This is a genomic window from Vibrio sp. JZG10, from assembly GCF_054064075.1.
In genome coordinates this window covers 54,454-66,637 of sequence record NZ_JBSUGE010000012.1, presented here as the reverse complement: position 1 = coordinate 66,637, position 12,184 = coordinate 54,454, and the positions used below count along the sequence as shown (strand labels likewise).

The following is a 12,184-nucleotide window of genomic DNA, read 5'->3' as shown; positions in this document are numbered from 1 at the left end:
CATATTTTAGTCACCAAGCTGTTTAACTTCGAAACCAAAATATCTCAGCACCTTGGTCGTTCGACCGTTGATAACTGGAAGATTTTCTTTGTTGATCCAACCTATAAGCTCTTGGACATTAGCTGGTCCAAACTCGTTTAGTTCATACTCTGAGTCGTGGATGCAGTTTGACATGCGAGTCACTATATCGCCTGTACCATAAAGCAGATAACAAAGAGTTTTCTTAACTTGTGATTCGTCGTTGGCTTCAATGAAAGCCGTCTTCAAAGTGGGTAGACCACCTTTGTAGAATCTAAATCTGTCATGAAATGAGTGCAGGACACATAGTGCTTCCACAATGTCATGCATTGACGCAGTTTGAATAGATTGTACCGAACCAAAAACTCGAAGAATTAGTGGATAATTGGTTGGTACAATCTTGTCTTCAAAGTGTTTCCAATGAATAGTTAGCCATTCGTCTATTAGATCTCTGATATGGAGTTTTTGGCTTTCAGTCCACCCAATAGGCTGTCTTTTCCAGATGTCTGTAGTCGCGTGCTTATCTCGAACAAAGCTAAAGAATGAATCGATTTCAAGTCTCAATGGGATGTTACTTTCATCGATTTTTCGTTCAAAGGTGCTGTAGACTTCTTCAATACAGCGAAACGCATAAACAGACTCTTGATAAGACTTGTAGTAAGTGTCTTGGAAGATTGATTTTCGGTTGGTTTTTTTCTTTCCACGGCTAATGTTTGAAAAGTTTTTGTCGCCGAGAGTGTCAGTAACGCTGTCGTCTAGCTGCTTTACTAAGGAGTCCAATTTCCCGAATTTGTTATAGATGCTTCGATAGTCTTTAATCGCATCTTTGGTTAAAACAGATGCTTCTTCCCAGTAATCTGAGAACAATGATTTTAGTTCATCAAATCTATGATCGTCAGATTGAAGACTGACCATTACTTCTTGGTTTGATAAAAGTGCTGAGCGGGTAAGGTTAGCTGAGCCAAGCAGTACTTTCTTGTCACCAAAGATGTAGAACTTAGGATGAAACGAATTACTGGTGAAAAATCGAGCTTCTACTTTGTCGTGACTGAGCAGCTTTTCTAGTGCTGCTGGTAGCGTTGGAAAACCAAGTCGAACAACAATCCTGATATGACATCCTTTTTGTACCAGCTCGTCGATAACACTTGATTCAGTAAAGAAAGCAGAAGCTATAAACACGTCCATACCGTCTTCAACACTAGTGATGAGTCCATGTCGAATGAAGTCCTGTTTCGAGCTGCTGTTAGTGTATAAGTCCGCCATGATTTCTCCCGTAAATATTTTTTAAATCATGCCATTAAACTAAATCTGAACATCTGGTTTGTATCAATGAAATACCAAAAGTTGTATATCATGGCGGAGTGTCTGTTTACATAACTATCTGATATGAAAGCGACTAGTCCACTGGCATGATATACCTTATAAAAAACAAGGAATTGATCCGATGACTGATGAAGTAAAAGACCTGTTTGTTGAAAAAATAATCAAGAACAAAATTAAACCGCCAACTAGACACGACTTTAACTTGGACAAGTGGTTAGGTGAATGGGAAAAGATTAAAGATAATGCATCGAAACGTGATGCTAGGGTTTTGTTGGTGGATCTATAGTTGATAGTTTGGGGTGGTTCCACATCCCCTCCCCATGAGAATAATTGTGTGCATATGCCAGTATTGGAGGGGCCAACGTTTCGTCACAAAACTTCATAAATACTCGAGTAAATCCTTATACCGAATGAAAAAATAATGTAACGAACTTATCCAGAATTCTCCAGAAGAAAGATAATCTCTGTTTCTCTACTGAATTGTCCTTTAGACATTTAGCCAGTAGACATATGTCTACACCTACACTCAGAAACAACTAAACTGGCATTTGGTAAATTAGGGCTACACGTCGATACTCAGGAACGTCGTGAGTGAAGGGTCTGAATTGAAATGGGGCAAAGGTGATTAGGCAACCAAGAAGGATTTCTTCCTAGTTGCCAGCACAGAAAGGAGCAGAAATAATTCACTAAACAGGTTGTTTCGTAATTGTCCAACAGCTTGTTGCCCAAATAAACCTCATGATGGTTTCATACGTCCTACACACGTCTTGGGGCAAAAATAAACTGCTCACGTTACCAGCGATTTGCTAACTCGATGATGATTGGGAGAGAACAACTTAGTTATAAAGTTGGCTTTGTTTTATAGGATTTTACCAATCATCAGGGTCACGAAGCTTTTCCTGTTCACGACTTACAGCTTTATCTTGAATATGTAGCTCAAGATCTAGTGATGAAAGTAGGCGCATCAGACTTTCGATACTGGACGAGGCAGGATCACGTTCAAGTTTCGATACCGTTGTCTGTTTTAGACCAACAATATCTCCGACTTTGGTTTGGTTGCGCCTTTGATTCCTGCGTACATCACGCAAATATATTCCCAATTGCTTAGGACTTGTTATGAGCATATCTACCTACAATGTCAATTAACCCCTACAGAGGATATTAGCACTTTAACCCCTTCGGGGGTTAAAGTTAATTTTACCCGCGTACAGGGGTAATCAGTCATAGCTAGGATTAAGAGGTTTAGTTTAGTTGACTAGGTAAGAATATTAGAAAACTCAAGAGCTTGATATATAGACTTTAAAAGAGATGGAGTTTAAACCCCCATCCCTCTACCACACTTAAAATACTGATAAATAATCAGTATTCTCATAACCAGCCCACTTAAATGACGCAATGAGTCAATTGAGTGAGGCAATGTATCAGTATAAAAGTCACCATTCTGTCTACTATGGTCCTGTTTGCGCTACCAATCGCTTTGTAGTGTTTTGAAATCAGTCTTGAAACAAAGCTTGCTCTGTGGGCATTAGTGACGATGCCACCTTGATCCTCAAAGCTGGCATTGATAAGAGCTTTAACCATGTCTATCGACCCTACGTTAAAGTTAGGCTTGGAAAATCTCTTGGTGTGGGGATGATATGACCCACGTAGTGTTTCTTGTTCATATCTTCCATCAGCAACAAAATGAAGTAAGTCAAAACGCTCGACAGGCTAATGTGTTGGGTCTCTATTCAGGCAGGACGCACAATAGACTCAAGAGATGGACGTGAATGTCGGAAGACAAAAATAGTTAGTATTTTCAAACACACTTTGGGACACGTATGCGCTAGCTATTTATAACACTTTTAAAATTGAGAAACGTCCCTAGAGCAATATCATCAGTTAGATGTCCGCTAATTTTCTGTACATAAACTGAGTGTCTGACCAGAGCTTAACCAAGCTCAAGTACAACTCTTCAAGCATTACGGTAAACTACAAAAAATTTTCGAGACAAATAGTAAATATACTGGCTTACGTGCAATGACTTTATGGACACTTACTACGAATCCAATTGCCCGTCTCTTTAACAAAGAGATCGAGGTAACAGTGGACGATAATGGGATTCATGTTGCTCAAGGAGGAGAAGATGCTCACTTTAACTGGGCGGAGCTTGATTATCCACCACACCTGTCACTCGCTATTGATGGCGGGTGCTTAGTCATAGTTTCACAAGAACAAACTTACCGTTATCGTATGCTGGGCTATCTTACACCGTTTAGGTATTCAAAACGACTTTTCCCATCTTGGGCAAATCAAAGTGCGAAGCGCCTGCAAGATTTTCTCAGTGATGCATACCTTCAATGCACATCAAGATTTCTGAGAGACTCTTCTGTTGAGATAATTAGAACAACTGCGAGTAATGAATTAAAGCGTTGGAAAGGTTGGGACAAAGCACAAGGTCTCTCAGAACTAGCTCAAATAACAGCATCGCAACTTACTAATATCAGTAGTTGGAGCGCTTCGGATGTCCAAAAAATACGAAGTCGGTATGTGCAAAAGCAGCTCGCTCAATACAAGTCGTTCTTTGATTGTGTGGAATCCAACCCGCTAACTGATAAGCAGAGAATCGCTTGCGTTACCGATAATGACAACAACCTCCTATTAGCTGGTGCAGGCACAGGCAAAACCAGTGTCATGGTAGGAAGAACAGGTTATCTCATCAAAAGTCGACAAGCTAATCCTAGCGATATCTTGTTATTAGCTTATGGCCGCATCGCAGCCCAAGAGATGGATGAGAGAATCAAAGACAAGTTAGGTTTTGAGGACGTGAAAGCTAGTACCTTTCATAGTATTGGCGTAAGGATTATCTCATCCGTTGAAGGTAAGGCACCGAGTCTGTCTAAGCTCGAAGACAGCGCCAAGATGAAAGCCAAATGGATGCACGATGAAGTCGAGGCCTTGATGTCTGACAGCAGTTACAAAAAGGCATTACTCGATTACTTTAGCTCCTACTACTACGTAGATAAAAACCCTTGGGATTTTGAGTCCCGCGGCTCATATCTCAAATATCTCAATGATAACGACATTCGTTCTATGCGAGGCGAGCAAGTTAAAAGCTATGGCGAGCTAGTTATTGCCAACTGGTTGTTTCGTAAAGGTATCAACTACGAGTATGAGGCTAAATATCGCTTCGACGTTGCAACAGCGGAATATCGCCAGTATGAGCCAGATTTCTACCTCCCAGACTATGATATTTATATCGAATACTACGGCATTGATGAAAACGGTAACACCGCACCGTACATAGACAGAGAGAGTTATCATGCAGGTATCAAATGGAAGCGTGAAACCCATAAGAAATATGGGACAGGTTACATCGAGTTTTTTTACCACCAACACAAGAAAGGCACCCTACTCACAGCACTAGAAAAGGAGTTAGATAAGCATGGTGTGGAAACTCAACCAGTTTCCGAGAGTGCTTTGTTAGACAGCTTGGAGCAGATGGGTCGGGTAACTGAGCTAGCTAAGCTACTCGGTGCGCTAGTTGATATGTATAAAGCAGCATGTCTTGATGACGCTGGCGTAAACAAAATCATCAAAGAATCGATTGATTCGAAGCAAACAGCAAAAGCGCTTGAGTTATTAATGCCGCTGTATCACAGCTATGAGAAGTACCTGCGAGACCATCAAGTTATCGACTTTAACGATATGATTGGAAAAGCGTTAAAATATGTACAAACAGGTCAATTCCAGTCTACTTGGAAATATCTGTTAGTCGATGAATTTCAAGATATTTCAGAACCGAGAGCTAGGCTTGTTAAGGCTCTTAGGGATAGTGTGCAACGCTCATCACTATTTTGCGTTGGTGATGACTGGCAAGCGATATATCGCTTTAGCGGTGCCGATGTGCGTCTTACCACAGCGTTTTCCAACTACTTTGGCTCTACATCTGAAACCACCTTAGATATGACCTTCCGATTCAATAACTCAATTGGTGATGTCGCAACTCGATTTGTCACACAAAACCCCGTTCAGTTAAAGAAAGACATAGTTTCACTTGTTCAAGTAGATAAACCTGCGGTGAGTATCGTTCGTCATGGAAAAGATGAACAAGGAATCTCGGCATTAGAAAAGGCGCTCATTTCGATATCTAATCAATTGCTCGCATCTCAGAAACCGAGCAAAAACAAGGTATACTTGCTTGCCCGCTACTGGCACCAACTCCCTGATTTACACCAGCTAAGGACTTTGAAGCATCAGTTCCCGACTTTGAACATAGAGAATCAATCTTTCCACGCCTCCAAGGGGAAAGAAGCTGAGTATGTAATTGTACTGGGGCTTACCACTGGTAAGCATGGATTTCCCTCAGAGAAACAAACTCCGCCGTTAGTGGATGCATTATTGCCACAGGGAGATAGATTCGAACATGCTGAAGAACGCCGCTTGTTCTATGTTGCTCTCACTCGTGCAAAACACAGAGCTTATTTGCTTGTTGATATGATGGATGCTAGTGATTTTGTTACCGAGCTGATTAAAGCTAAGTACCCTGTAGAAACCAACGAATTTGATGTTTCTCTTATTCAGAAAGAATCCGATAAAATTTCTTGCCATCAATGCGGTGAAGGCACTTTACGCCCCAAGTTCGGTCAGTATGGTAAATTTCTGTCTTGTTCTCTCTATCCACGCTGTAAGAACACGGAAGCACCATGCAGCAAATGTGGCAGCCCGATGAGCCGTGGTATTAAGAGCGGCTTCCAAGTCTGTATAGATAAGAGTTGTAACGATGAACGTCCAATATGTAAAAACTGCGGTGGTGAGATGAAGCTTTGGGAAGGTAAGTATGGCAATTTCTGGGGATGTTCTACTTACCGAAAAGGGACTACGAATACCTGCACATACAAGAAAAAAAGGATAGACAAATCGTAACTGAACTAATAAACACAAGGAATCATTACTAAAATTTGGCCAACTTAAAACCATCAGACCTCACATATGAAAGTCTGATGACTTGGCATGAGGTAGAAGTACTTTCAGGTAGGAACGGGTTACACCCGCATCCCTGAGTATCTAAGGCATAATAGACAAAACATCTTGATATTCATTATTAAGCAATGGAAGCGCTTCTTTGGGTGTTCCTGAAACCCATTTAATGATGTCATCTTGTTCAATTAACAAAGGCATGCGGTGATGATATTCACTGCACTGCTCATTAGCTTGCGTTGTTAGCGTTACTAGCTTTGAGCCTTGTTCAAGCGCGATACCTGCCATATAAAGAACCTTTGTTCCTCCATGTGTAAAAAAGTACTTCATCTTTTTGCCCTGTTCTTCTCTCCATTCATACCAGCCAGAGCACGGTACAACTACGCGACTGGATTCAAAAGCACTAGCGAATGTGGATTTTACTGAGACAGTTTCGGCTCGTGCATTAATTATGATATGTTCGGCCCAATCAGGCTTTATACCCCAAGGAATATCGAGCTGTTTTAGTTCACTATGTTGAATACCAACAGTTGCGACATACTGAGTTGGATGAAGGTCTCGATTGGTTGTAGTTTTAAATCTAATACCAAGATTCTCACAAACAATGTTGCAGAAGGGATCATCAATCACATTGAGTCTTCCACACATTTCCCTCTCCCCCAAAAGGTACACAGCATTAGATAAAGTATAGCAACATAGCTCCCTCCACCAGCTATTACCTCTGTGAATTAAACATTTAGGAATAATGCGCACCTAATGTTCATTGTCAAAGCAACACAGAGCTGAACATAAATCATTCAGCCAGTAACGCCAACTCCCGCTTCTATTTATAATGCTAGAAACAACCCTTATCGTGGTAAGAAGTGTTGGAGTATTTTATATTCAACAGAACTCTCATCGAGCTAAACAACTTTCGGTCATACGTTAAAAACTGAGGAAACTTAGCCCATCGGTCCATCAATGAGTATTAACCTGGTCAAAGGAGAGCAGCGATATCAGATCTGGAAAGAGAGGTTCCATAGCAGAATTACAAGAACACTCTTCAAGTAAAAAAAGAAACCATCTCTATGAATCGCCCCCCCGTCGCTAACTACGCCAATATACGACCCAGGCTTCTTTCTTCAATCGTCATACGTTGGTGCAAAACCATTCTCTGGACTGACTCAATAAACACCTCTTCACTAATACATTGTTTGATAAATACTTTTAACGTACTTTCTGTTACTTCGAGATGTGGGCTGACTCGAGAAATGCACTTTAACGCACAACTAACCAGATCATTATTATTGACGTTATTCAGACGATAGTCTCCACCTTGCTGACGTTTGAACTCAGGCAAGGTTAACAAGAACTCCTGGCACACATCAACCAATCGAGCGTTGGGGACTGCGTTAAAAAGTATTCAAATCCTGATTGCATTGTAGAGTTCTGAGGGAAGAAAAATGAATCAATACTTTCAGATAAGAATAGTACTGTTTGTTTTGGTGGAGAGATTAATTGAAAAGCGTCAAACTGTCCTAAGTACAAAACTTCCTCAGCTCGGTTGTCAATTTGTGGTTTTAAGCTCTTTTGTCGATGAGTAGACAGCGCTACTAGAAAACCTCTACGATACACTTGTTGCTCTCATATCTTTGCCAAACCACATTACAAAAATTCGGTACAAATCCCTCGTCAATCGGGGGTAAACAAACAGGAAAAAACTCTAACATTACCACATATTGCGATATGCCATACAAGACAAACGCGGTTGCGGCATTCCATGAAGAACTTGGCAAAAAAAACGCTATTATGAATAATAGCGTTGTTAAGTACGGCCTCAGTTTCATCAAGACGTGGTGGCAACCACTTTATATCACTTATTTTCAGATAGCTTTAAAGTGGTAATGAGGCTCTTTCTCAGAAAAATGGATGAGTACTTGCTCTGCCACCTCAAAGCGAAACACTGTCCCAGATTTGGCTTGAGTCACCCAATTTTTCTTACTACCACCGCTTGTGAAGCCGCCCGCTACGACACCCACCCCTTCTTCAACTCTTGCTCCTGAATCACGGTCAAATGCGCGTGCGACTGGGTAACCAAGGCAACACAGTGTTCCCTTTTCTTCGTACACATCATAGTCATCATGAATCGTCACTTCGACGGGTACGAGAGAGGAATTGAAAATATAAGCCAGTTCATCAACCTTTTCTTCGATAAGGCCGCTAAAAACCCAACACTCACTGGACTTATCCCATTGTCCACCCAGAGCGCGGCATTTATCAACGAGATAAGTATTGTAAGTGCTGTTTAAAGTAATAAAACCAGACTCATTTTGCCCCTCAATCGAGGATTTAAGTTTGAATATGAGGTCGGTTCCATACTTTGAACGAATGGAGATGTCTTCGACATCCAGCAGTTGCGTACCGATTGAGAGATTCTGGGACAGCTCATCGATTAAGATTCTGCACTTGTAGCCGTTAAGCGATGCAGCAAAATACTTTCGATTTTTCTTTAAGACGTTAAACTCTTTCATGTTTCCTCCGAAGTAATAATGAGTGACAGCGTAATAACTTTTGTTGATGGCTTTCAGCCACTTATCTTGTTTTTATCGTTATTATTTTTGCTGTTATATTATTATTCAGAGCTTTCAAAGAGCAGATCGATTTGGAAGCCTTATCAAGCTAACTTAGCCTGCACTTTAATGTCAAGAGTTTTTTATCCTCCTCAGATTGAGCGCAAAAGTCGTTGAAAGTCTTGCAATTACCACTGAAGTTGAGCAAGCTCTGTGCAACGTATGCACAGAACTAAAAGATAGATTATTGAAAGTTCATGTACTGCAATAACGGATTCGCTTGTTTAAGCGCTTGTCGCTGCGCAAGAAGCTCAGATACAACTCGCTTTTTATCTTCTCCCAAAGCGCATGCAATAAGAAATGCATCGACTTCATGCGACATGAATCCCACTGCCTTGGGACCCAGTTGCACTGCGGGCGGAAATGTGCCATCGTTTATACGTCTGTGAAGCGTGGCTTGGGATAAGCCAACGCGTTTTAATACATCGACTTTTTTTTCTATTTTTAATTGGTTAATTGGGTGTATAAGCGTCATTGGACGCCTCCGTTTATTCTTTTTTTTATGACTACAGGAGTCGTTGCAAATATAATATTCGTATTTAGAAGTAAAAGGCAATCACTTTTTCGCATTAATTTCATGAAGTGAAATATACAAAACCTATATATTTAAAAACGCAAAAAATATATACACACCATATATTTAATATCACACAATATAACCAAGCGAAGTAATCAAAATAAATAAATGACAAGTACATCCTTTATTTTCATTTAACTCAGCCATCAATAATACACTTCCTTTTTTATTACTTCTTAACTTAAATCATATAACATCTGTCCCGACAACTACCTACTGACTTTCAGTGAGATGGCGTAAAAGCGGCTGAGACGTAGTGAGAGTGCGGCGCAAATTCCTTGTCGCAAAGGTCACTTTCGATGCCGTAACGCGCACTTTCCCTGTCGCATGCGACAGATTCCCAATCATATTCCCCAGTTAAACTCCATACTACACCAGCCATCACACAAAATATATTCTACTTATTTAAATAAGCACATTTAATATTATAAATTATATTGTTATAATAAAAACAGATAGAACAAAAATAGTAACAAGCTGATATCGCTCGTTCTTATTTGTTCCAAATAAACGCACGAAAACTTGCCCTACTTAGTAGGGTTGCGATAACAGCCTTCGGCGTTATCGCTAAAAACAATACACTCTAAATAATTAAAATAACAAATAGAGAATTAAAAAATGGACATTAATATAAATACAGTCGCAGCGGCTGTTATTCGCTGCACATCTAGAAAACATAAACAAATACTATCGGCATTCATTGAAAGTCACAGCTATTCAGCAGATGAGTTGACTACACTACTCGCAGGACTGTTACCCTCGCCGATTGAATCTGGGGTAGCCATCGCTTCACACCAAACCTTTATTTCAGAGCTTTCTCACGCTTTATATCTCCACCAACATCCCAATGACGCCGATAAAAATGAGCTGATGAATGCACGCAAGTTAATTCGTATCGTTCAGGCGAATTTTAAAAAACAACGAAAAAGTGACAAAGAGCTGTATTGCAAAGCAGTGAAAACCAATCTAACAGAAAGCGAATACCAACAGTTTCTTGAAGTCATGCATAGCTATAACTATAAATCCGCTAGTCGGTTCCTGAGAGATGTCATAACTCAAAAACTCACAGTCAAACCTCAACGCAGTGATGAAATCACAGAGTACTTTAAGCAAACAAAGCGCATCGCCACAGTGATGGAGTCACTCATTGACGAAGGTAACCCTGCGTACGACCACGAAATAGCCCGTCAACTGGGTGATGCTCTGTATGAACTAAAACAGAATTTACAACTCACCCGAAATCTAGCTATCGACGCTCATAATTCTCAAACCGCCGAGCTGTTGGCCATGCAATTTTTGGACAGCCGTACGTTACGTGAGCTTTACCGTCGCAAACTTGAACAAGAGAACGCCAGTGATGATATTTGAGGAATTGAAATGTAAGAATGATAAACAAACGGTGCATGATGCTACGCAATTAGTTCAATATGTCGCCAAGCAAAATGACGACGTCACGCTGTTGGTCGAGTATTCTTCAAGTCACTCCAAGGGTGACGAACTCGGGGGAACATCGCAGTTTATCTGCGCCAACGAAATCGCTTCGGTTCCCCTGAATGCAAGAAACCAAGATGCCCGAGACATTGATTGGAGCCGTGCGATTACTGAACTACAAAGCGCTCACCTAGCTAACCCTAATACGAAACAACCCTTCCGCCATTTTGTTGTCTCCCTCGCAGAGGGGGAACAGTTACCCCTAACCCAATGGCGAAACACGATTAAGAAGCTGATGGACCATTTAGGATATGAGCATGCTCGTTATATCGTTTTTAAGCACTCCGATACCGACAATGAACACGTCCATATTGTAGCGTCTACGACTGATTTACTTACTGGAAAAATCATTTCTAACTGGCAATCGCACCTCAAAGCCCAAGAAATCATGAGGGAGCAAGAAGTTACGCTAGGGTTACAAGCATTACAAAGCTCAGGGGAACTCCACTCAAGTTACGACACTGATGTACAAGGCGAAAAAGAGAAAACGGTGATTCGTATGATGAGAAGAAAAGTTGATACTGCAATTCGTACTTTGCAGCCCTCTTGCTCGTTGACTCTGTTTGAAATGGCATTGCTCAAAAAAGGAATTGAAATAGAGCTAATACCAGACAAAACAAACTCTCGATTTAAAGGTATTGCTTATCGATTTCATCAATATCGCTTTGCAGCATCCTCGCTACGAAGTGGCAATAAGTATACATTAGGTAAACTGATTCAAAATGGCGTACTGAACGCTTCATGCCTTGAAAGCACCAATTACAACAAGTGCAAAATTGAAGTGGATCAAGCCATCATTCATTTTGAGACGATTCGGAAACAGGCGATTGAACACGCTGATAAACTCAAGAAACAACTAGAGGAATACGAGCATCAGCAGTATCGTTACCTGCTGTTCTCGTTTTCTCGTGCTCATGAAGCTGCTCAGCAATCACAAATGGAGTATTGGTTTGAATATGCAAAGCGTATACGTTCAACCCGTGACAAAGCGACTGTAAGAGCTATTTATGAGTGCGAACGGGGGATTTACACTGCATCCAGTAAGATAAGCAACTTGTTTTATCATCTAATACTGACTGTCTTCGAGTATTCTTTTCAAAATAAGTTTAACCTCTCGATTACACCTTTGGATGAACTGGCAACAACTCAGCATGAAAAGAACCCTATCGTTCAACAGACATTCGGTAGTTAGAAAAGTGAGGCTCAG

General features: G+C 40.8%; 10 protein-coding genes. 4 read left to right on the top strand and 6 right to left on the bottom strand.

What is annotated here, in order from left to right:
* Positions 1-6: 6 nt before the first annotated feature.
* Positions 7-1,281, bottom strand: a complete 1,275-nt coding sequence (locus tag ACWYVB_RS14195) for a phospholipase D-like domain-containing protein (RefSeq protein WP_120416707.1) — start codon at positions 1,279-1,281, stop codon at positions 7-9.
* A gap of 181 nt (positions 1,282-1,462) precedes the next feature.
* Here ACWYVB_RS14195 and ACWYVB_RS14190 point away from each other — a divergent pair, with 181 nt between their 5' ends.
* The gene (locus ACWYVB_RS14190; protein ID WP_457529248.1) at positions 1,463-1,627 is read left to right on the top strand and encodes a hypothetical protein; all 165 of its coding nucleotides are present in this window, start codon (positions 1,463-1,465) and stop codon (positions 1,625-1,627) included.
* Positions 1,628-2,210: 583 nt separating this feature from the next.
* Here the strand turns inward: ACWYVB_RS14190 and ACWYVB_RS14185 are convergent.
* On the bottom strand, positions 2,211-2,465 hold the full coding sequence (locus ACWYVB_RS14185; protein WP_031847495.1) for a helix-turn-helix domain-containing protein: 255 nt from the start codon (positions 2,463-2,465) through the stop codon (positions 2,211-2,213).
* Between the two features lie 895 nt (positions 2,466-3,360).
* Between ACWYVB_RS14185 and ACWYVB_RS14180 the strand changes: the two genes are divergently transcribed.
* A complete protein-coding gene (locus ACWYVB_RS14180) occupies positions 3,361-6,246 on the top strand; it encodes a UvrD-helicase domain-containing protein (RefSeq protein ID WP_457529245.1) in 2,886 nt (961 codons plus the stop codon).
* A 141-nt stretch (positions 6,247-6,387) separates the two neighbouring features.
* Here the strand turns inward: ACWYVB_RS14180 and ACWYVB_RS14175 are convergent, their stop codons facing one another.
* The 4 genes from ACWYVB_RS14175 to ACWYVB_RS14160 form a co-directional block, all read right to left on the bottom strand.
* Complete coding sequence (locus ACWYVB_RS14175; RefSeq protein WP_120416711.1) at positions 6,388-6,948, bottom strand: SOS response-associated peptidase family protein; 561 nt, start codon at positions 6,946-6,948, stop codon at positions 6,388-6,390.
* 442 nt (positions 6,949-7,390) lie between these two features.
* Positions 7,391-7,639 carry a hypothetical protein gene (locus ACWYVB_RS14170; protein WP_457529243.1) on the bottom strand — a complete coding sequence of 83 codons (249 nt, stop codon included), beginning with the start codon at positions 7,637-7,639 and terminating at the stop codon, positions 7,391-7,393.
* Positions 7,640-8,162: 523 nt separating this feature from the next.
* Positions 8,163-8,810 (bottom strand): hypothetical protein, encoded by a 648-nt coding sequence (locus ACWYVB_RS14165; RefSeq protein WP_120416713.1) that lies wholly within the window; start codon positions 8,808-8,810, stop codon positions 8,163-8,165.
* A gap of 283 nt (positions 8,811-9,093) precedes the next feature.
* Entirely contained in the window at positions 9,094-9,384 is a 291-nt protein-coding gene (locus tag ACWYVB_RS14160; protein WP_065871663.1) for a helix-turn-helix transcriptional regulator, read from the bottom strand.
* 720 nt (positions 9,385-10,104) lie between these two features.
* On the opposite strand from ACWYVB_RS14160, the gene ACWYVB_RS14155 reads away from it, so the two are divergent.
* Together ACWYVB_RS14155 and ACWYVB_RS14150 are read left to right on the top strand one after the other, a co-directional pair.
* A complete protein-coding gene (locus ACWYVB_RS14155; RefSeq protein WP_140050347.1) occupies positions 10,105-10,854 on the top strand; it encodes a chromosome segregation ATPase in 750 nt (249 codons plus the stop codon).
* The gene (locus ACWYVB_RS14150) at positions 10,844-12,169 is read left to right on the top strand and encodes a relaxase/mobilization nuclease domain-containing protein (RefSeq protein ID WP_140050356.1); all 1,326 of its coding nucleotides are present in this window, start codon (positions 10,844-10,846) and stop codon (positions 12,167-12,169) included. The genes ACWYVB_RS14155 and ACWYVB_RS14150 overlap by 11 nt, the downstream gene beginning before the upstream one ends.
* Positions 12,170-12,184 lie beyond the last annotated feature (15 nt).